The organism is Mesorhizobium sp. B3-2-1 (assembly GCF_006439515.1).
GTDB lineage: Bacteria > Pseudomonadota > Alphaproteobacteria > Rhizobiales > Rhizobiaceae > Mesorhizobium.
The window spans coordinates 104,202-123,042 of record NZ_VFTI01000016.1 but is presented as its reverse complement, the minus strand read 5'-3'; the positions used below and the strand labels follow the sequence as shown (position 1 = coordinate 123,042).

Genomic DNA, 18,841 nt, shown 5'->3' with positions numbered 1-18,841 from the left:
CCGACACGCTTCTCCGGCATCAAAGCTCATGCCAGCATAGTCGCATCCGCGAAGCCATCGATTCCCTCGGCGCGAGTGTCCTCAGGCCGCCGATGCGATGGGCATCCACTGTATGCGAGACAGGTTCGAAACAGAAGAAGTCGGCGTCTCGCGCCGGCGAATAGAGAATGAAGACGCCGAGCGGCGGCGGCGCTTCGATCAAGACGACTAAGGCATCATCGGGTTGGACGATCGAGGCGCGTCCATTCCATCCCTCAAACGCATTGTTTACCCAGGTATCGGGAAGCGGCGCACGTTTCGAGAAATCCCAGTCGGGGTGGTCGGTGAGTGGCACCATCCTGGTCGGCAGGTGGCGTTCATCCTCGAGCCAGACGCTGTTGGCCGATGCCTGGAGCGATGTGCGCGCGTTGCGCGGAAACCATGGATGGAAGCCAAGCCCATAAGGCAGCCGGATCTCGGCCCGGTTCTCAATGGTCAAAGCAACGCTCAGCGCGCCGTTCTCCAGTGCGTAGAGCACGCTCGCATGGTAGCGATAGGGTCCGATCGCCCCATCGCCAAGAACAAACTCCGCCTCGGTCCCCGTTCGCCGCGTCAGACGCCAAGGCTTTTGAAAGGCGTCGCCATGAAGCGGGAACGGCTCGCCTTCGACGTTGGGTTCTATCGCATGGAAACGCTCGTCGAACTCGAAGCCGCCGCCGGAAATCCGGTTCGACCACGGCGCCAGCAACTGGGAGCCGAATTTCATCAATCCTTCCGACGGCTTTATCACAGGTGTGAACGCGCCGTCGGGACGAAGCGCGTCGTAGCGCAGGATCGCCGCGCCCTGGCGAGGGCTGACAACCACCCTGGCGCGTTCGTCGGCAAGTTCGATGGTGTCGATGTTCGTCATCGACGGAACGCTACCAGCCACCGTCGACGTGGATGTCCTGACCGCTGATCATGTCTGCGGCAGGCGAAACAAGAAACAGCACGAGATCGGCGACGTGATGCGGTTCGATGCGGCGCTTCAGGCTCTGGTTGGCCATGATCCAATCACTGTATTCCTTGAGCCGCTCGCCGAACACCCGTTCCTCTGCTTCGGAAACGACGGCGCCCGGCGACACTGCGTTTACGGTGATGCCATGCGGCCCCAGTTCCCGTGCCAGCGATTTCGTGAGGCCCAGCATCGCGCCTTTCGATGCGACATAAGGTACATAGCCGTCCCACCGGCCATTGAGTGTGATCGAGCAGAAGTTCACGATCTTGCCATACGCCTTCGCCTTCATGCCGGCGCGCAGGCGCGCACAAGCGCAAAGGCGGCCGAGGAATTGACCCTGATCTGATCCTCGTATTCGGACAGCGAGAATTCCTCGAACGGCCGGTTGATGATCAGGGCCGCGTTGTTGATCAGGATATCGATCCCGCCTTCCTTTTCCGCCAAAGCCGCGACAACCTCTTCCGCCCCGGCAAGCTTGTTGAGATCGCAGCCGACGAAGGCAATGTCGCCTTCGGCCTGCCCGGCGAGCGTCGCCGCGGTCTCCGGCCCGTCTTCGATATCGGGCCGGTCGAGCACCAGCACACGCGCACCGGCCCGCGCCAGCGTGACGGCCTGGGCCCGGCCGAGGGAGCCAAGGCCGCCGGTCAAAAGCACGACCCGATCGGCAAGAACCTTCATTGCCGCCACTCCTTACAAAACGCCGTGGACTTCATCGATCGAGGTATCCTCGATCCGTTTGTCCAGCACGACCTCGCCGCGCGCCATCGCCACCACGCGGTCGCAGCATTCGAACACATGATGCATGTTGTGGCTGATGAAGACACCGGTGACGCCCTGTTCCTTCAGGCTGCGTACGAACCCGATCACCTTCTTCGTCTCCTTGACCGAGAGATGGTTGGTCGGCTCGTCGAGGATCATCACCTTCGACTTGAAATGCATGGCACGCGCGATGGCGACGCCTTGCCGTTGTCCGCCGGAAAGTTCGCCGACAAGCGCGTCGGGAGAGCGCAGATGCAAGTCGACATTGGCGATGGCGCGAATGCTTTCGCTTGCCATCTTGTTCTGGTCGAGCAGGCCGACGCCAAGGACCGAGAACCGGATCGGTTCGCGTCCGATGAACAGGTTCCTGGCGATCGACATGGTCGGAACCATGGAATTGTACTGGTATATCGTCTCGATACCGAGATCCATCGCATCGCGCGGCTTGGTGATGCTGACTGGCCTGCCTTCGACCTGGATCTCGCCTTGATCCGCCGTGTGGACCCCGGAGAGGATGTTGATGAGGGTGGATTTGCCGGCGCCATTGTCGCCGACCAGTCCAAGTGCCTCGCCACGTGTGAAGTCGAGCGTCACGCCCTTCAGGGCATGGACGCCGGAATACCATTTGTGGAGGTTGCGGACCGAGATGATCGCGTCGGTCATCGTTCAGCCCTCCATCTTGATGGCCTTGGCGCGCTTGCGCATCCAGGCATTGGCGACGACGGCGAATATGGTCAGGAAGCCGATGGCGAACTTGAACCAGTTGGCATCGACATGGCTGAGCACGAGGCCATTGTCGATGACCCGGATGAGCGTGGTGCCGATGATGCCGCCCATGACGGTGCCGATGCCGCCGGCGAGCGAAGCGCCGCCGATGACGGCGGAGGCCACCGCCTGAAGCTCCATTCCCTCGCCGATCGAGGGCAGGGGCGAGCCCAGCCGCAGCACCTGCAGCATGCCGGCAAAGCCGGCGAGCATCGAACAGAGCATGAAGCAGGCGAGCTTGACCCTGGCGGTCGGGATACCCATCGAAGCGGCCGCGGGCAGGAAGCCGCCTGTGGCCTTGATCCAGTTGCCGAAATTGGTGTGCGACAGCATCAACGAGGTCAAAAGGGCAATGCCGGCAAACCAGACGAACGACATGCGGAACATGTTGCCCGGGCCAACGAAGGAGGTGAACAGCCATGTCGGCAGGTCCGCGGGCAGCAGCGGCGGGAAGCCGCCCGAGACGACAACGGTGAGCGAGCGCGCCATGAACAGCATGCCGAGCGTGGTGATGAAGCTCGGTATGGCAAAGCGGATGGTGACGTAGCCGTTGATGAAGCCGATCGCCGCCGAGACGAGCAGCCCGGCAAGCAGCGCCAGCGGGAACGGCCAACCATGCACCATCAGGACCGCCATCGTCATCGGCATCAGCGCGAAGACCGAGCCGACGGACAGGTCGAACTCGCCGCTGATCATCAGGATGGTAACGCCGATGGCGACGAGGCCGGCCTCCGGCAGGATGCCGAGGATGCCGCGCAGGTTATCCTGGTTGAGGAACACGCCTTGCGAGCGGATCTGGAACAGGACGATGAGCAGCACCAGCAGGATGAGGCCCGCCAGTTCCGGTTTTTCGAGATAGGTCTTGAACAGGCGCTTCAACTTGGGCTCCGGCATTTTGGGATTTCAGGCTGATCGGCGGCGCCGGGCGCCGCCGATCCAACGGTTCGAAGCTGGAGCTCAGCGCAGACCCTGAGCGGAGAGCGCCATGATCCCATCGGCCTCCTTTGGCCGCACGATGCCCTGACCGGTGTCGATGTCCGATGGGGCAAGGCCGATCTTCTTGTTGAGATAAGCCTCCATCACCGGCATGAAGCCCTGCATGTAGGGCTGCTGGTCGACCAGCGCCTGAACATAGCCTTTCTGCATCTGCTGCAGCACCTCGGGCACCAGGTCGAAGCCGCCGAGCAAGACCTTGCCCGGCGCCACGCCGCGATCGGCCAGCACGCGTGCGACGCCGGCACACCAGAAGCCGGTGTCGAAATAGGCTGTCGTGTCGGGATGGGCGTTGAGATAGGCGCCGACACGGTCGGAGGTAATGGCGAGGTCTGTGCCGCTGTCGATGCGCTCCCACGACACCTGCCGGTCTGAATGGGCGGCCTTGTATTCTTCGAGGAATTGCATCACGCCGGCGCCACGGCTTTCCGACCAGTTCTGGCCGGGAGCGGAAATGCCTACCAGCACCTTGATCGGGCCGTCCTTCGGGAAGCTCTCGGAAATGGCCTTGGCGAGCGAATAGCCGGCGGGCTTGAAGCCTTGGCCGACGAAGGCCTGCCGGGCATTGCCCTTGGCGCCTTCGGTGTCGTCGACATTGACGGCGATCACCAGCACGCCGGCATCGCGCGCCTCCTTGATGACGTCGTCGAAAGCATGGTCGTCGACGATGGAGGTCAAGAGCGCGTCGGGCTTGGCGGCGAGCGCGGCCCGCATATTGGCGACCTGCTGCTCGACCGAGCCCTCGGTCTGCGTGAAGACCATGTTGCAGGTCGCCTCGACCTTGGCGCAGGCGTCGTCATAGCCCTTCTTGACGGCCTGCCAAAACGTGTTCGATGCGGACGAATGATGCGTGAAGACGATGTTGAGCCCGTCGGCGCGGGCGGATTGCACGCCGACAAGAGCGACGCCAAGCAGAAGCATTGCAGTCAGTTTTTTCATCGTAGTTCCTCCCTTTGGATTTCTCAGATGTCCGCCTTGTCGGTGACGCGGCGATGGACGGTGTAAGCGCGGCCGAGGTCCGGATTGAGCGCCAGCCCCAGCCCCGGTCCCGGCGGCACGGTGATCATCCCGTCCTTGACCTCCGGCAGCGCGGTCACCAGGTCGCGGTACCAGGTGCGGTAGAAGGCGCGCACGCTCTCTTGGACGAGCGCGTTGGGGGCGTTGAGCGACAGGTGCGTCGAAGCGGCGAGCACGACGGGACCGGTGCAGTCATGCGGCGCCACCGGCAACCGCCAGGCTTCGGCCATAGAGGCGATCTTGCGGGCCTCCGACAGCCCGCCGCACCACGAAATATCCAGCATGACGATGCCGGCAGCTCCGGTTTCCAGCAAATCGCGGAAGGCCCAGCGGCTGCCAAGCGTCTCGGACGCCGAGATCGGCGCGGGACTGGCGGCCTCGTAGCGCTTGAGGTCGCCGAGGCTGTCCATGCGGATGGGATCTTCGTGCCAGTAGGTGCCGAAGGGCGTCAGCGCACGAGCTATCTTCATGGCGGGCAGGAGCTGCCACATCGAATGGAACTCGACCATGATGTCGATCTTGTCGCCGACGGCGTTGCGTATCTTTTCAAAAGGTTCGAGCGCGGCCTTGAGGTCTGTCGCCGAAATGTCGTTGCCGCGGGTCTTTTCGGCCGCGTGGTCGAACGGCCAGATCTTCATGGCGGTGATGCCGTCCTCGAGCAGCTCCTGCGCCAGTTCGCCGGCGCGCGTGAGGAAACCGTTGAGATCATCATAGTCCCGCCTGGCCCCGATGCCGTAATTGGCGGTTGTCTGGCCCTTCGCGTCCTTGATGTATTCGGTGCCGGCGCAGGTATTGTAGGTGCGGATCGACTGGCGGCTGAAGCCGCCGAGCAGTTGCGCGACCGGCTGGCCGGTGGCCTTGCCAAAAATGTCCCACAGCGCGATGTCGAAAGCGGAGTTGCCACGCACCTCGGCGCCGCTGGAGCGAAACCCGAGATAGCCGACCAGGTCGGCGGCCAGGAGATCGATCTGCAGCGGATCGCGGCCTATGACGCGCGGCGCGACATATTCATGCAGGTATTCCTCGACGGTGCGCGACAGGAAGAAGGTCTCGCCGAGACCGGTGATGTCTTCGTCGGTATGGACCTCGACCCAGAGCAGGTTGGGCCGTTCCTCGATGCGGATGGTTTCGATTGCAGCGATCTTCATGTCAGGCAATTCCAGCGTCGAGGAGCGCCTTGACGCTCTTGTCGAAATGTTGCGCCATATGTTCGGCGGCGAGCCGCGGATCGCCCTTGAGGATGGCTTCGGCTATGTCCTCATGCCCCTTGATCATCTTGAGCTGGTCCTCGTTCGACGAGCGGGTTCGCCAGCCGATCACCCAGGTGCTGCGCGTCACGCCGCTGAAGGCTGTGACGATCAGCGAGAAGACCGGGTTGTGCGAGGCAGCCGCGATCGCCTCGTGGAAAGCGATGTCGTGCTCCATGACAATTTCGGGGTTCAGGAAATTCTCGCGCATCGACCGGGCGGATTGCGCGATCGCGGCGGCTTCCGCATCGGTGCGCCGGAGTGCCGCAAGCGCTACCGTGCGCATCTCGATCGTGCGCCTGACGTCATAGACCTGGTGAACGCTGATCTGTTGCGTGGTGATGCCGTGCTCGATCACCATCGACATCGCGCCGGTGTCCAGCTTGGCGACCGTGGCCCGGCGCCCGGCGCTCATGTCGATCAGGCGCATCGCAGAAAGCGAGCGAAACGCCTCGCGCACGACGGTGCGGGAGACGTTGAGCTGGCGCGTCATGGCGGCTTCGCTGGGCAGCGGATCACCCGGCGCAAGACCTTCCGAGCGGATATGCCGGGTAATCGCCTGGATCGCCGTGCTCACCAGGCCGGGGCTCGGCTCACCCGCTGTGTCCGTCGGATCCTGCATCTCACTCCCTCAAACCTGTATGACAGGTGATTGCCTAATTGCTCATATATCAGCTAGAAGATATATGTCAAGTCGATTTCTGGATGACCTGAACCAGAGGACCTCATGAAGGAAATGGAAGCTGCCCTGATCTTCGACGCGCGCGACGTGGTCGGCGAAAGCCTCGTCTGGGACGATCACCGCGGCAGGTTGGTCTGGGTCGACATCATCGGTCGCCGGATCCACGGGCTCGATCCGTCGACCGGAGACCATGAAAGCTGGCCGACGCCGGATCTGGTCACCTCCATCGGTCTGCGCAGGGATGGCGGCGCGATCGTCGGCCTGCGCAAGGAGGTCGCGTTGTGGGATTTCGATGGAGCATTCCGAACGATCGCCACGATCGAGCCGGATCGGCCAGCGACGCGGCTCAACGAAGGCGCCGTGGCGCCGGACGGTTCGTTCTGGGTCGGCACAATGGCCAACAATATTGGACCGGACGACACGCCGGTCGCCATTGCGCGGGATGAAGGCCGGCTCTATCGCATCGGTCCGGATGGCGAGGTGACGAGCCTGAGCGAGGACCGGTTCGGCATCACCAACACGATGGTGTGGGCAACTGACGGCCGCTTCATCACGGCCGATACGACGAAGAACGCACTTTACAGCTATGCCTGGGACAAGAGTGCGTCGCGGCTTGGCAAACCACGGCCTTTCTTCGTCGATTTCGGGCGCGGCCTGCCGGACGGCTCCTGCCTGGACGCCGAAGGCTATGTCTGGAACTGCCGGGTGGTGGGAGGAAGCTGCCTTGCCCGCATCGCGCTCGACGGCAGGCTGGACCGCATCGCGGAACTGCCTTGCAGTTGGCCAACGAGCTGCGCTTTCGGTGGCGAGAATCTTGACACGCTGTTTGTAACTTCAGCCCGATTTACCATGAGCTCGGATCATCTTGAGGCGAACCCGCAAGAAGGCGGCCTGTTCGCACTCCGTCCGGATGTCCAGGGCGCTCCAGCCAACAGGTTTGGATAAGTTCAACGACCCGTGGCGGCCGGGCGGGCGTCTCGGGCTTCAATGCCGGCTAGGTCATCCCTGGTCGAAATACGATCTGGAATGGCTGATCGCGCATGTTCGGCCGCGTAGCGATGACGCTGGATCATCTGCCGCACATCCGTGAACCGGAGCATGGGCTTCTAGCGGCGCCGATCAGGCGGGAGGTCGTGATTCAACTTGACAGTTTCATGAATATGAAAAAGGCTAAGGCGATTTCATAATCTTACAGGCAGGTCGATGTCGACCCTTGCAGCAAATCAGCCGTTGCCGGAATTCCGCTCTTCTCCGGTGTTCCGCCTCACCATGTTGCTGCCCGGTGCATTGGTCACCTTCCTGCTGATACTGTTCGCCCTTGGCCTCGTGCTTTTCCTTGCCTTACGCGGCAATGACGGCTCATTGCTCGGCGCCGGTTTCAGTCTGTCGAATTTCATCACCGTGGTCTCGGACCCACTCTATTGGACGGTGACGCTGCGCTCGCTGGTCATCGCCGGCCTGGTAACCATGGCGACCGTCGTCACAGCCTATCCCGTCGCTTACTATCTGGCCTTCCATGCCGGTCGCAGGCGCGGGCTGCTGCTGTTCCTGGTAACGCTGCCATTCTGGACCAGCTATCTCCTGCGCGTCTTCGCCTGGAAGATCGTTCTGGCCTACAATGGCGTGTTGAATTCGGCGCTGATCGAAAGTGGCATCTGGTCCGAGCCGACATTGGCCTTCCTCAACACGCCGGCCGCTGTCGTGGTCACGCTCGCCCATGCCTACGCGCCTTTCGCCATACTGCCGATCTATGTGGCGCTGGATACCATTCCGAAATCGCTGCTCGAAGCCGCTTCCGATCTTGGTGCAAGGCCATTCACCTCGTTCCGCCGTGTCATCTTGCCCAATTCGATGCCGGGCGTCCTGGCGGCGGCCCTCGTCGTTTTCGTGCCGACCGTCGGCGACTATGTCACGCCGGCCATGGTCGGCGGGCCGGCCAGCACCATGATCGGCTCGCTGATCCAGTCGCAGTTCGGCAAGGCCAATGACTGGCCATTTGGCGCCGCGCTTTCGGTCTGCGTCATGCTGGTCATCCTGCTCGTGGTGTTGGTCGCGCGTGGCGCCGACCGCCGGTTTGGCAGCCGCACATGAAAGCAGCGCGCGCCGGCATGAAACGGGACGGCCGCTGGCTCGGCCTCTATGTGCTTGCCTATCTGGTCTTCCTTTATCTGCCGGTCCTGCTGATCCCGCTGTTTTCCTTCAACGATTCCATCCAGGCCGCGTTTCCCCTGCAGGGTTTCACGCTGCAATGGTATGCGAGCCTCTACGGCAATCCGGCATTGTCGGGTGCGCTCGCCAACAGCCTCGTCATCGGCGCCGTCGCCGCCTCCGGCGCCACGCTGTGCGGCATCACCGTGTCCTATATGGACCTCTATGGACGCTCGCCGCTGGCCGCCACGATCAGTGCCGTCGCGCGGCTGCCGATCCTCATTCCCGGCGTCATCGTCGGCATATCGCTGCTGATCCTGGTCAACCTCATCGGCCTCGGACCGTCGCGCGTCGCCATCGTACTCGGCCATATCCTGGTCGCGTTGCCGACCACCGTAGTGATCATGCGCAGCCGTTTCGCCGCCATCCCCAGGACGGTTCGCGAGGCGGCGCTCGACCTCGGGGCTTCCGACTGGACGACGTTCCGGCGCGTCATGCTGCCGCTCAGCCTGCCTGCCGTGCTGTCGGCCTTCATGCTGGCTTTCCTGATCTCCTTCGACGAATTCATCGTCGTCTTCTTCCTCGCCGGGACTGAGCCGACGCTGCCGCTCTACATCTGGAGCCAGCTGCGCTTTCCGCGCTCGCTGCCGACCGTCATGGCGCTCGGAACAGTAATCCTGGCCGTGTCCTTCATCATCGCCGGAACCGCCGAAATTCTGCGCCATCGCGGGCTTGGCGCCGCACGCCGCAATCTAGCCTGAAGCACAACAACAAGAGAGGAGAACGAAAATGATAGTCCACCTGAAATCGATATCGGGACACAAGGCCCGGGCCGGCCTCGCAGCACTTGCACTCGCACTGTCGTCGACCGTGGCGCTCGCCGCCGAGAAGCTGCAGTACTTCACCTGGTCGGGCTATGAGCTGCCCGATTTCAACAAGAGCTTCCTTGCCGCGCACCCCGATGGCGTCGAGGCCTCGATCTTCGGCGACGACGACGATGCCTTCACCAAGGTCAAGGCCGGCTTCCGGCCTGATATCGCGCACCCCTGCTACGACAAGGTTGCCCGCTGGAACAAGGAAGGCCTCCTGCAGCCGATCGACACCAAGCGCATCAAGAACTGGGATTCGATCTTCCCGGTGTTCAAGAACCTGCCCGATCTGCAGGCTGGCGACGGCAAGGTCTGGATGGTGCCATGGGACTGGGGCAACACCTCGATCCTCTACCGCACCGATCTGGTGAAGAACCCTGAAGCGAGCTGGAACCTTCTGTGGGACAAGCAATATGCCGGCCGTATGGCGACCATCGATGCTGTCCACGACACGCCGATCGTCGCCGCACTCCTGGCCGGCGTAAACCCCTTCGACATGACTGCGGAGCAGATGGACAAGGTCGCGGCGAAATTGCGCGAACAGCGCCCGCTGCTGTCGAGCTACACGACCGACATGACCTCGGTCGAGCAGGCGCTTGCCAGCGGCCAACTGGTCGCCGCCATGACCTGGAATGCGTCGGCCACCTCGCTCAAGAAGCAGGGCGTGCCGGTCGAGTTCATGAAACCGAAGGAGGGCATGCTGACCTGGGCTTGCGGCTTCGTCATGCTGAAGGACGCCAAGAACGTCGATCTCGCCTATGACTTCATCAACAGCCGGCTGGATGCCGACTCCGGCAAATTCCTGATCCAGTCCTACGGCTATGGCAGTTCGCTGAGCACTGCCTTCGCCGGCGTGCCGAAGGACGAACTGGAAAAACTGCAACTGCCGTCCGATCCGGAAGTGATGCTGAAGAGCACCATCTTCACCGGGCCGATGAAGCAGAATGACGACGTCGCCAAGATGTTCGAGAAGGTGAAGGCTGGCGGTTGAACCAAACAATTGCCGAAGTCAGCTCTGCCCCTCACCTGCCTGCCGGCATCCTCTCCCCGTATAGTGACGGGGAGAGGGGCGCAGTGTCGACGATTTCGCCAATCGCCAGCGCTTCAGAAAAGGCGTCAGCGCTGCGGTCAGCTCCTTCTCCCCGTCACTATACGGGGAGAAGGTGCCGGCAGGCGGATGAGGGGCGGCGCCGACCTTCGTTGAATGCGCCTAAAAAGACCGAGATAAGGACCAACGCATGGATGTTCTTGACGAAGCCGCTTCAAAGCCGAAGGACGAAGCCGACGTTCGCGTCGGCCGCCGCGTGCGGGCGTTGCGACTCGAGCGCCGTTTGTCCCTGGCAGAACTGGCGGCAAAAACCGGCATATCGATCGGCGCGCTCAGCCAGATCGAGCGCGGCATGTCATCGCTGCGCGTCAAGGTGATCTGGCCGCTTGCCGCCGCCCTCGACATCGAGCCGTCCGCGCTGATCGCAGACGACGGCGATGCCGTCAATGATCTCTATTGCGTGCGGGCCGACAAGCGGCGTTCGATCCCCGTGAAGTCGGAGGGCATCGCCAAGGCGCTGTTGTCGCCGCCCGGCGCCACGCTGACCGGCATGCTGGTGACGGTGGAAGCCGGCGGCGGCACGGCGGAAGCCTATGCGCATGCCGGCCATGAGTTCGGCTGTGTACTCGCGGGCGAAGTCGAACTGGTGGTGGATTCGACGAAATATTTGCTGAAGACCGGCGACAGTTTTGCTTTCAAAAGCACGCTTCTGCATGCGTTCCGCAATCCCGGCGGCGAGCAATGCCGGATAATCTGGGTCAACACGACCAAGCCCTCCGAGGTTCGCGATGGCGCCTGATCCCCTTGTGCGGCTGCAGGCGGTGTCGAAGCTATTTCCGGGCGGCATCGTCGGGCTCGATACCGTCGATCTCGACATCGTCGGTGGCGAATTCTTGACCCTTCTGGGCCCGTCCGGCTGCGGCAAGACCACCAGCTTGCGCGTCATCGCCGGTTTCGAAAGTCCATCGAGCGGCAAGGTGTTGCTCGATGGCCGCGACATCACCGCGCTGCGGCCCTTCGACCGGCCGGTCAACACCGTGTTCCAGGACTATGCGCTGTTTCCCCATATGAACGTCGCCGAAAATGTCGGCTTCGGCCTGTCGCTGCGCAAGCTGGCCGGCGGCGAACAGGCAAGACGCGTTGCCGAGGCTCTCGACATGGTCGGCCTTGCCGACAAGCTTCGCGCCCGCGTCTCCGAATTGTCGGGCGGCCAGCGCCAGCGTGTGGCGCTTGCGCGTGCCATTGTCTGCGAGCCCCGCGTGCTCTTGCTCGACGAGCCGCTGTCGGCGCTGGACGCGCATTTGCGCGAACAGATGCAGGTCGAATTGAAGCGGCTGCAGTCGCGGCTCGGCACCACCTTCGTCATGGTCACGCATGACCAGACCGAAGCGCTGTCGATCTCCGACCGCATCGTCGTCATGAACAAGGGCCGTATCGAGCAGACCGCACCGCCGGCGACGCTTTATGACCGCCCCGCCACCAAGTTTGTGGCAAGTTTCATCGGCACCATGAACCTCCTGCAATCGCGCTTTGTCGGCAGCGATGGCGATCGCCTGCGTTTCACCGCTGGCGCCTTGCCGCTGGAAGCTGTCCCCGACAGCGGCGATCGGCCCCGCGAGGGCGAGATGCGCACCATAGGTGTGCGCCCGGAGGATTTGCTGGCGGCCACCGAGGCCACGCCCGGCACGGCGCCGGCGCGGGTCAACAGCATCGTCTTCCATGGCCGCACGTTGCGGCTTCACGCGGAACTGGGGCAAGGCATGCCCGTTGTCATAGACGTGCCGCGCCAGGCCGAGGGCTTTCAATTCAGCGCCGGCGACGTGGCGCATATCAGCCTTCGCCGTGGCGCCAACTGCCCGATGCTGCCCAGGTAGTTGTTGGACGCCGCCATGGGACGGATTCCTTTCAGCAATCCGGTTCTATGTGGTCAACGCCGGGGAAACAAAAAACAATGGAATTAAGTAGGAATTGACTCGCCGAGGAATGAATTCCTATTTTGGCGGATGCCCGAACCCAGCAGCCGGCCGCGCCGAAATGTGCAAACCCTTTGCTTGGCCCACGAAGTCGGGCAGCTAATCCGTGTCCGGTGCCGGAACTGCAACATCACGCGGCACTACCTGCCCGGCGACCTCGTCAAGCTGGTCGGCGACATTCCCTTTTGGGACGTCGAACGGCATATGCGATGCGAGCGATGTAAAGAGCGCGAGCTTGACGCAGGCATCGTTCTGCCCAGCGCTGCCGAACGTCTGAAAATTCGTGTCAGGCGCCTTGTCGAAATCCGCATGGTTCGCCGAGTGATCTGGCGAGACGATGATTGAACGAAGCCTAGAAAAGGGACCCCTGTGCTGGCGCCTGCCGCGGAAACTTGATCTGTGTGGCTGGCTTCTCAACGACTGTCAAAGCGTGGTCGCGGGCTGCACGCTGCAAATGGCGTGCTTCGGACCATGGGGCTGTCAGCCAGGTCTCGGTCTCTTCCGACGTCGTCAGGATGACGGGCATGGCCTTGTCATGGATTGGCGCGACGAGTGCATTAGGCTTGGTCGTCATGAAGGCAAACAGCTCGAAGTCGCCTGGCCCGTCCTTGACTTTTCGCACGCCCTGCCAGCGAGTCCAGAACCCAGCGAAGAAGAATAAAGACCGGCTTTCGTCACGGGCAAACCAGTAGTTTCGCTGAATGCCTGTTTCTGGGTCCTTGTCGTTCGAGGTAGGGCTGGGTTCGGCAAAGCTGGTCACTGGCACGACGCACCTGTGTTCGATGCCGACATACCGTTGCCAGTGCGAATATTGCGGATTGCGAACGTTGGTGGTGCCGTAGTCGGCCTTTCCTTTCATACGCTCCGGAGGCGTTGGCAAACCCCAAAGCAGTTTTGCCAGCTCACGCTTTCCGTCTGATGAGTTACGAACGACTGGGCCGGGTTGATTGGGATAGATGTCGACGGAAGGTTCAAGGTTGCCAATGACGTCGCGCAGTGCGCGCGTCCATTGGCGGATCGCCTCTTGCGTCGTGGTGATATTGTAGAGGTTACACATGAGCCTAGAATTGCGGAATTGGCTTGTGTCTGCAACTGAAGTCGCTCTGCCGATGAGGATGGCAGGCATCCATCCTGACAGCGCCATGTCAGCTATCGAGCGGTCCGGCAGTGGTCGGCCAGCAGGCTGTTTCCTATTTCCAATGCGTCGAACAGGAGGAACACAAATGACCAACGCGGAAATTGCCAAGGATTTCACCGAACGCCTCAAGCAGGGTGACAACGAAGGCGCTGCCGAGAAGTACAATGCCGATGATATCGTCAGCTACGAAGCCATGGAGGGGCCGATGGCCGTCTGCAGTGGCAAGGCGGCCGTCAAGGAGAAAGGCCAGTGGTGGCAAGACAACAACGAAGTGCATGGCGGCTCGGTCGAGGGTCCCTACGTCAACGGCGACCAGTTCGCGGTGCGCTTCACCTTTGACATAACGCCCAAGGCCACCGGCCAGCGTGTCACCATGGACGAGGTGGGCCTGTACACGGTCAAGGACGGCAAGATCGCCGAGGAGCGCTTCTATTATTGAGCTACCGGGCCGGAGCGATCGGCTTCCGGCCCACTTCGCCGATTTGCTGGCAAAGCGGGAAGAGCGGTTTTAGGCTGTGGGCGGATTCGACTTTCAGCCAGAGGACCACGCTTTGACGATCACCATGTACGGCATCACCACCTGCGACACGATCAAGAAGGCGCGCGTCTGGCTGGAGAGCCATGACGTTCCCTATCGTTTCCACGACTATCGCGCCGAAGGGATCGAGGCAGACAGGCTGGATGGCTGGGTCGGCAAGGTCGGCTGGGAAAAGCTGCTCAACAAGGGCAGCACGACGTTTCGCGAACTGCCGGAGACGGATAAGCAAGGTCTCGACGAGAAGAAGGCGAAAGCGCTGATGCTGGCTAGGCCGACAATGATCAAGCGTCCGGTGCTGGAGATAGGAGACAGCGTCCTCGTCGGGTTTAAGCCGGATGTTTATGAAGGGGCGGTGGGCGGGAAGTAGACCCGACTCTCAGCCGCGCAGCGATCCTTCGCACCCCCCGCTGTCCCGCCGGCGTCTCGGTGCTAGGGGTGGGCTCGCAAATACCCCGCCAGCGCCACGGCGTTGTTATGCGCTTCGTCGTGGGCGCCGTAGAGCAGCGTCACCTTGCCGTCGCCGAGCAGGGCGCGAAGTTGCGCCACCGCCTTTTCATTCCCGTCCAGCTCGCCACGGTACCGCTTCTGAAACTCCGCCCAACGCGCCGGCTCATGCCCGAACCATTTGCGCAGTTCGTCGCTCGGCGCGATCTCCTTCAGCCACAGCGTTAGCGCCGCATCCTTCTTGGCGACGCCACGCGGCCATATCCGATCCACCAGCACCCGCTGGCCATCGTCGTTGCCGGGTGCTTCATAGACGCGCTTGACTGCGATATCGAAGGCCATCACCACCTCAACTGGCCTCTCAGGCCCACTCGCCCTTGCGCATCACTGGCACGCGGCTGCCATCCTTGGCGACGCCGTCAAGGTCGATCTTGTCCGAGCCGATCATCCAGTCGATATGGATAAAACTCTTGTTGCCGCCGCGCGCCGCGATTTCGTCCTGGCTGAGCGAGGCGCCGTCGACGAAGCACTTCGAATAGCACTGGCCGAGTGCGATGTGGCAGGCGGCGTTTTCATCGAACAGCGTGTTGAAGAACAACAGGCCGCTGGCCGAGATCGGCGAGGAATGCGGCACCAGCGCCACTTCGCCGAGGCGACGCGCGCCTTCGTCGGTGTCGAGCACTTTCTTCAGCACGTCCTCGCCTTTCGAAGCCTTGGCTTCGACGATCCTGCCTTCCTCGAAGCGCACCGAGATGTCGTCGATCAGCGTGCCCTGGTAGGACAGCGGCTTGGTCGAGGAGACATGCCCCTCGACGCGCCTCGCATGCGGCGTGGTGAAAACTTCCTCGGTCGGGATGTTGGGGTTGCAGGTGATGCCGTTCTTGGCGGTCGAGGCGCCGCCCATCCACTCATGGCCATCGGCCAGCCCGACCGTCAGCTCGGTGCCCGGTCCAGTGAAGTGCAGCGCATGGAAATTGTGGCCGTTGAGCCATTCGGTGCGGCCGCGCAATGCCGCATTGTGCGCCTTCCAGTTGGCGATCGGATCCTCGACGTCGACGCGCGAAGCGGAGAAGATGGCGTCCGCCAGCTTCGCCACGGCGACATCGTCGGGCTCGCCCGGAAACACCTGTTTTGCCCAGGCCAGGTCCGGATAGGCGACGATGTTCCAGTTGATGTCGAAGCCGGTGATCTTCTCCAGCGCCGGCTGGTAGGCCATCGAATTGGCCTTGTTGGCACGCGCCACCTTGGCCGGATCCTGTGCCGACAGCAGCGAAGGATCCTCGCCGCGCACGGCGAGCCTCGCCGCATTGTTGGAAAAGGCCTTCGCCATGCCTTCATAGAGCCAGCCGGCGGCGCGGTCGAAGCCGGCATCGGCGCCAAAACGGTAGCGCGCCAGCGTCATCTCGTCATCGTTGAAGATCGGCGTCACCAGTCCGGCGCCGGCCTTGTAGGCATGCTCGACGATGCGCCTGGTCAGCGGCAGCGCCGCGATCGAGGAGGTCAGCACCAGGTCCTGTCCAGGCTGCAATTGCAGCCCGACCTTGATGGCGACCTCCGCCAGCCTGTCGAGCTTCACCGGGTCGATGGTTGCGGAAACGCCGCGCGAATGTGTGGTCATGATCCTGCCTGTCGTCGTGGGATGTCTGATTGAACATAGACCGGTGCCGCGGTGCTTTCCACCGCGATCGCGCCGCTGGGCTCCGCGACCGACGATCCGAACTGCGCCATCGTCGCCGCGATCTCTTCCTTGATCCAGGCCTTGAAGTCCCGGACCTTGCTGCTTTCGGTCTTGGTCGACGAGGTCACCAGCCAGTAGCCGAGCCCGCTCTGGGCGCGGATTCCGAACGGCGCCACCAGCCGCCCATCGGCCAACGCATCGGCCGTCAGCAATTGCCAGCCCAGCATCACGCCATGGCCGGCGATCGCCGATTCCAGGCACAGCATCGGGTCGGTGAAGCGCGCGCCTTTCTGGAAGGTGACGGGTGGAACGCCGGCGGCCGCGAACCAGCTCTCCCAGCTGATCATCGCCCGCTCGTCGGTGATGGCGCAGGTCTGCTCGAGATCGCCGATCGACTTCAGTTTTCTTGCAATGCCAGGCGCGCAGACCGGGAAGACTTCCTGCGCCAGAAGCAGCTCCGCCTTTCCGCCCGGCCATTTGCCGTCGCCAAGCCGGATGGCGATGTCGACGTCCGAGCGATCGAGATTGGCCAGCCGCACCAAAGCGTCGATACGCAACAGTACGTTGGGATGCCGGTCGAAGTGCCGCGACAGCCGTGGCAGCAGCCATTTGGAGGCAAAGGCCGGTGCCGCCGAAACTACCAGTGTGCATTGGGTCGCCTCGTCGGCCATTGCCACGGCCTGGGCAAGCTCGCGAAATCCAGCGCCAAGGCGGGCCGCGAAGATGGCGCCGAATTCGGTCAGGACGAGACCGCTTGTCGTACGCTCGAACAGGGCCTGGCCGAGTTGCTTTTCGGTACGGCTGACCTGCTGGCTGACGGCGCTGACGGAAACGTTGAGTTCGCTGGCGGCGGTGGCGAGCGAGCCGAGACGGGCGACGGTTTCCACGGCGCGAAGGCCGTTGAGATGAACGCGGTTGAGCATGGCCATTTGAGATTTTCTAAACCGATCCGGCTGGAATCTCAATTGAAAGAGATATCGAAACGGCGGACTTTATCGATGGAGACAGACAGGCCCCATGGAGCCGGAAATGCTGAGCATGTTGTCGTCGTTGAAGGTCCTGTTCGCCGTCACTTCGGCGGATGACGCGCGCTGCGATATCGATACGCTGAGCTGGCTGACCGATCCGCTTGCCCATCCCGCGCTGGACGCGATGTCGGAGCGCGAACTCGGTGATGTGCCGTTCCGCTTGACGGCGCGCCGGACCGTGCATGAGGTCGTTTCACTGAATGCCGGTTGCGGCGGGCGCTGCTGAGCGCGCGATCCGGGCACTGGCCCAACACAAGACGGATTGTTTCACCCGCCCGCACATTTATTGTGCACTGCAATGACATCGGCCGCATCGACAGCGCTGCGTTACGCCTTCGCCGGCATGATCGCCATGGCCGTGGCCATGGGCATCGGCCGCTTCGTCTATACGCCGATCCTGCCCGGCATGATGGAGGAACTGCATCTGTCGCCGGCCGATGCCGGCTGGATCGCCTCGGCCAACTATCTCGGCTACCTCGTCGGCGCGTTGGTGGCGGCGGGCAACTGGGCGCATGGACGCGAGCGTTTGCTGATGCTGGCCGCCCTCGGTGCCAGCGCCGTTCTGGCCGCCTTGATGGGGCTGACCGACGCCATGGCCGCCTTTCTCGCCATCCGTTTTCTGGCCGGCCTGGCCAGCGCTTTCGTCATGGTGTTCATGGCCAGCATCGTTTTCAGCCATATCGCTGCGGCCGGGCGCGGCGACCTGCAGGCCTGGCATTTCGGCGGGGTTGGCCTCGGCATCGCGATATCGGCGGCGATGATGGCCGTGCTGGTCACCGAACACGCCGGGTGGGCGCAGGGCTGGCTGTGGTCGGGCGCGATTTCGGCTTGCGGCTTCGTCGCCGTGGCGTTGCTGGCGAACCAAGGTCCGCTCACCAATGGCGAAGCCCTCCATGAACCGGGGCTGCCGAAAGACCGGTCGCTGATCAAGGTGATCGTCGCCTATGGCCTGTTCGGTTTCGGCTACGTTGTGACGGCGACCTTCCTCGTCGCCATCGTCCGCCAGGGCGGCGGCAGCCGTGTCTTGGAGGCCGTAGTGTGGATGGTTGCCGGCCTTGCCGGTTTCCCTTCGGTCTGGCTGTGGCAAAAGTTAGCGGGGCGGATCGGGCTCTATGCCGCCTATGCCTTGGGATGCTTCGTCGAAGTTGTCGGCGTTACCGCGAGCGTCGCCGCCGGCGGCCGCACGGGGCCGCTGCTTGGGGGCGTGCTGCTCGGCGGCACCTTCATTGCCATCACGGCACTGGGCCTGCAGGCGGCGCGGCAGCAGGCGCCGGGGTCGCCCCGGCGCGTCTTTGCCCTGATGACCGCCTCCTTCGGTCTTGGCCAGATCACCGGCCCGATCGCGGCCGGGCTTCTGGCCCAGGCGTCGGGCGATTTCTTCCTCGCCTCGATCGTCGCCGCGGCCGTCCTGGTCGTCTCCGGCGCCGTCACATGGTCGGCCGCGCCAAAATCGCCATGATTGTGGTCTTGCTCTGCGCCTGAGATCGGGCAGGCATTTTCTTTCCCCCTAATGTGTGACCTTATGCCCGCCGAACCCA

21 protein-coding genes and 1 pseudogene are annotated in these 18,841 nt (G+C 62.8%); 11 read left to right on the top strand and 11 right to left on the bottom strand.

What is annotated here, in order from left to right:
• Positions 1–19: 19 nt before the first annotated feature.
• From FJW08_RS18120 to FJW08_RS18090, 7 genes and pseudogenes are all read right to left on the bottom strand, one after another.
• Positions 20–889 carry an aldose 1-epimerase gene (locus FJW08_RS18120; RefSeq protein ID WP_140811728.1) on the bottom strand — a complete coding sequence of 290 codons (870 nt, stop codon included), beginning with the start codon at positions 887–889 and terminating at the stop codon, positions 20–22.
• Between the two features lie 10 nt (positions 890–899).
• Positions 900–1,654, bottom strand: a pseudogene (locus FJW08_RS18115) (SDR family oxidoreductase).
• A gap of 12 nt (positions 1,655–1,666) precedes the next feature.
• Positions 1,667–2,398, bottom strand: coding sequence for an ATP-binding cassette domain-containing protein (locus FJW08_RS18110; RefSeq protein WP_140811727.1), 732 nt, complete (start codon positions 2,396–2,398; stop codon positions 1,667–1,669).
• Between the two features lie 3 nt (positions 2,399–2,401).
• A complete protein-coding gene (locus tag FJW08_RS18105) occupies positions 2,402–3,379 on the bottom strand; it encodes an ABC transporter permease (RefSeq protein WP_140760060.1) in 978 nt (325 codons plus the stop codon).
• A gap of 78 nt (positions 3,380–3,457) precedes the next feature.
• Positions 3,458–4,432 carry a sugar ABC transporter substrate-binding protein gene (locus tag FJW08_RS18100; protein WP_140811726.1) on the bottom strand — a complete coding sequence of 325 codons (975 nt, stop codon included), beginning with the start codon at positions 4,430–4,432 and terminating at the stop codon, positions 3,458–3,460.
• Positions 4,433–4,455: 23 nt separating this feature from the next.
• On the bottom strand, positions 4,456–5,658 hold the full coding sequence (locus FJW08_RS18095) for a mandelate racemase/muconate lactonizing enzyme family protein (protein ID WP_140811725.1): 1,203 nt from the start codon (positions 5,656–5,658) through the stop codon (positions 4,456–4,458).
• Between the two features lies 1 nt (position 5,659).
• On the bottom strand, positions 5,660–6,379 hold the full coding sequence (locus tag FJW08_RS18090) for a FadR/GntR family transcriptional regulator (protein ID WP_140811724.1): 720 nt from the start codon (positions 6,377–6,379) through the stop codon (positions 5,660–5,662).
• A 105-nt stretch (positions 6,380–6,484) separates the two neighbouring features.
• Between FJW08_RS18090 and FJW08_RS18085 the strand changes: the two genes are divergently transcribed.
• The 7 genes from FJW08_RS18085 (at position 6,485) to FJW08_RS18055 (ending at position 12,822) form a co-directional block, all read left to right on the top strand.
• Complete coding sequence (locus FJW08_RS18085; RefSeq protein ID WP_140811723.1) at positions 6,485–7,384, top strand: SMP-30/gluconolactonase/LRE family protein; 900 nt, start codon at positions 6,485–6,487, stop codon at positions 7,382–7,384.
• Positions 7,385–7,642: 258 nt separating this feature from the next.
• Positions 7,643–8,530, top strand: a complete 888-nt coding sequence (locus tag FJW08_RS18080) for an ABC transporter permease (protein ID WP_140759916.1) — start codon at positions 7,643–7,645, stop codon at positions 8,528–8,530.
• Positions 8,527–9,348: an ABC transporter permease gene (locus FJW08_RS18075; RefSeq protein WP_181182956.1), complete on the top strand. Its 822-nt coding sequence runs from the start codon at positions 8,527–8,529 to the stop codon at positions 9,346–9,348. Before FJW08_RS18080 ends, FJW08_RS18075 begins: the two co-directional genes overlap by 4 nt.
• A gap of 28 nt (positions 9,349–9,376) precedes the next feature.
• On the top strand, positions 9,377–10,447 hold the full coding sequence (locus FJW08_RS18070) for an ABC transporter substrate-binding protein (protein WP_140759918.1): 1,071 nt from the start codon (positions 9,377–9,379) through the stop codon (positions 10,445–10,447).
• 247 nt (positions 10,448–10,694) lie between these two features.
• On the top strand, positions 10,695–11,303 hold the full coding sequence (locus FJW08_RS18065) for a cupin domain-containing protein (RefSeq protein WP_140811722.1): 609 nt from the start codon (positions 10,695–10,697) through the stop codon (positions 11,301–11,303).
• Positions 11,293–12,378, top strand: coding sequence for an ABC transporter ATP-binding protein (locus FJW08_RS18060; RefSeq protein WP_140811721.1), 1,086 nt, complete (start codon positions 11,293–11,295; stop codon positions 12,376–12,378). Before FJW08_RS18065 ends, FJW08_RS18060 begins: the two co-directional genes overlap by 11 nt.
• Positions 12,379–12,555: 177 nt before the next feature.
• Entirely contained in the window at positions 12,556–12,822 is a 267-nt protein-coding gene (locus tag FJW08_RS18055) for a hypothetical protein (RefSeq protein WP_246682406.1), read from the top strand.
• A 7-nt stretch (positions 12,823–12,829) separates the two neighbouring features.
• Here FJW08_RS18055 and FJW08_RS18050 read toward each other — a convergent pair whose 3' ends face one another.
• Positions 12,830–13,534: an SOS response-associated peptidase gene (locus FJW08_RS18050; protein ID WP_140811751.1), complete on the bottom strand. Its 705-nt coding sequence runs from the start codon at positions 13,532–13,534 to the stop codon at positions 12,830–12,832.
• Between the two features lie 166 nt (positions 13,535–13,700).
• Here FJW08_RS18050 and FJW08_RS18045 point away from each other — a divergent pair, with 166 nt between their 5' ends.
• Entirely contained in the window at positions 13,701–14,054 is a 354-nt protein-coding gene (locus FJW08_RS18045) for a nuclear transport factor 2 family protein (protein WP_140811719.1), read from the top strand.
• A gap of 112 nt (positions 14,055–14,166) precedes the next feature.
• A complete protein-coding gene (locus FJW08_RS18040) occupies positions 14,167–14,520 on the top strand; it encodes an ArsC family reductase (protein ID WP_140811718.1) in 354 nt (117 codons plus the stop codon).
• A gap of 62 nt (positions 14,521–14,582) precedes the next feature.
• Here FJW08_RS18040 and FJW08_RS18035 read toward each other — a convergent pair whose 3' ends face one another.
• From FJW08_RS18035 to FJW08_RS18025, 3 genes are read right to left on the bottom strand one after another with little or no spacing between them, the layout of a single operon-like run.
• Complete coding sequence (locus FJW08_RS18035) at positions 14,583–14,939, bottom strand: DUF488 domain-containing protein (protein ID WP_140811717.1); 357 nt, start codon at positions 14,937–14,939, stop codon at positions 14,583–14,585.
• A 19-nt stretch (positions 14,940–14,958) separates the two neighbouring features.
• Positions 14,959–16,215, bottom strand: coding sequence for an aminopeptidase (locus FJW08_RS18030; RefSeq protein WP_140811716.1), 1,257 nt, complete (start codon positions 16,213–16,215; stop codon positions 14,959–14,961).
• Positions 16,212–17,204 (bottom strand): LysR substrate-binding domain-containing protein, encoded by a 993-nt coding sequence (locus tag FJW08_RS18025; protein ID WP_140811715.1) that lies wholly within the window; start codon positions 17,202–17,204, stop codon positions 16,212–16,214. The genes FJW08_RS18030 and FJW08_RS18025 overlap by 4 nt, the downstream gene beginning before the upstream one ends.
• 100 nt (positions 17,205–17,304) lie before the next feature.
• On the opposite strand from FJW08_RS18025, the gene FJW08_RS18020 reads away from it, so the two are divergent.
• Positions 17,305–17,529, top strand: coding sequence for a propionyl-CoA synthetase (locus FJW08_RS18020; RefSeq protein ID WP_140811714.1), 225 nt, complete (start codon positions 17,305–17,307; stop codon positions 17,527–17,529).
• 72 nt (positions 17,530–17,601) lie between these two features.
• Positions 17,602–18,762, top strand: coding sequence for a YbfB/YjiJ family MFS transporter (locus FJW08_RS18015; protein ID WP_140811713.1), 1,161 nt, complete (start codon positions 17,602–17,604; stop codon positions 18,760–18,762).
• Positions 18,763–18,841 lie beyond the last annotated feature (79 nt).

Excerpts from the sequence above, each read along its gene's own strand:
- FJW08_RS18060 (WP_140811721.1), top strand. The coding sequence starts at position 11,293 with ATGGCGCCTGATCCCCTTGTGCGGCTGCAGGCGGTGTCGAAGCTATTT.
- FJW08_RS18085 (WP_140811723.1), top strand. The coding sequence starts at position 6,485 with ATGAAGGAAATGGAAGCTGCCCTGATCTTCGACGCGCGCGACGTGGTC.
- FJW08_RS18100 (WP_140811726.1), bottom strand. The coding sequence starts at position 4,432 with ATGAAAAAACTGACTGCAATGCTTCTGCTTGGCGTCGCTCTTGTCGGC.
- FJW08_RS18015 (WP_140811713.1), top strand. The coding sequence starts at position 17,602 with ATGACATCGGCCGCATCGACAGCGCTGCGTTACGCCTTCGCCGGCATG.
- FJW08_RS18025 (WP_140811715.1), bottom strand. The coding sequence starts at position 17,204 with ATGGCCATGCTCAACCGCGTTCATCTCAACGGCCTTCGCGCCGTGGAA.
- FJW08_RS18090 (WP_140811724.1), bottom strand. The coding sequence starts at position 6,379 with ATGCAGGATCCGACGGACACAGCGGGTGAGCCGAGCCCCGGCCTGGTG.
- FJW08_RS18080 (WP_140759916.1), top strand. The coding sequence starts at position 7,643 with ATGTCGACCCTTGCAGCAAATCAGCCGTTGCCGGAATTCCGCTCTTCT.
- FJW08_RS18035 (WP_140811717.1), bottom strand. The coding sequence starts at position 14,939 with ATGGCCTTCGATATCGCAGTCAAGCGCGTCTATGAAGCACCCGGCAAC.
- FJW08_RS18030 (WP_140811716.1), bottom strand. The coding sequence starts at position 16,215 with ATGACCACACATTCGCGCGGCGTTTCCGCAACCATCGACCCGGTGAAG.
- FJW08_RS18110 (WP_140811727.1), bottom strand. The coding sequence starts at position 2,398 with ATGACCGACGCGATCATCTCGGTCCGCAACCTCCACAAATGGTATTCC.
- FJW08_RS18065 (WP_140811722.1), top strand. The coding sequence starts at position 10,695 with ATGGATGTTCTTGACGAAGCCGCTTCAAAGCCGAAGGACGAAGCCGAC.
- FJW08_RS18075 (WP_181182956.1), top strand. The coding sequence starts at position 8,527 with ATGAAAGCAGCGCGCGCCGGCATGAAACGGGACGGCCGCTGGCTCGGC.
- FJW08_RS18050 (WP_140811751.1), bottom strand. The coding sequence starts at position 13,534 with ATGTGTAACCTCTACAATATCACCACGACGCAAGAGGCGATCCGCCAA.
- FJW08_RS18045 (WP_140811719.1), top strand. The coding sequence starts at position 13,701 with ATGACCAACGCGGAAATTGCCAAGGATTTCACCGAACGCCTCAAGCAG.
- FJW08_RS18020 (WP_140811714.1), top strand. The coding sequence starts at position 17,305 with ATGCTGAGCATGTTGTCGTCGTTGAAGGTCCTGTTCGCCGTCACTTCG.
- FJW08_RS18095 (WP_140811725.1), bottom strand. The coding sequence starts at position 5,658 with ATGAAGATCGCTGCAATCGAAACCATCCGCATCGAGGAACGGCCCAAC.
- FJW08_RS18070 (WP_140759918.1), top strand. The coding sequence starts at position 9,377 with ATGATAGTCCACCTGAAATCGATATCGGGACACAAGGCCCGGGCCGGC.
- FJW08_RS18120 (WP_140811728.1), bottom strand. The coding sequence starts at position 889 with ATGACGAACATCGACACCATCGAACTTGCCGACGAACGCGCCAGGGTG.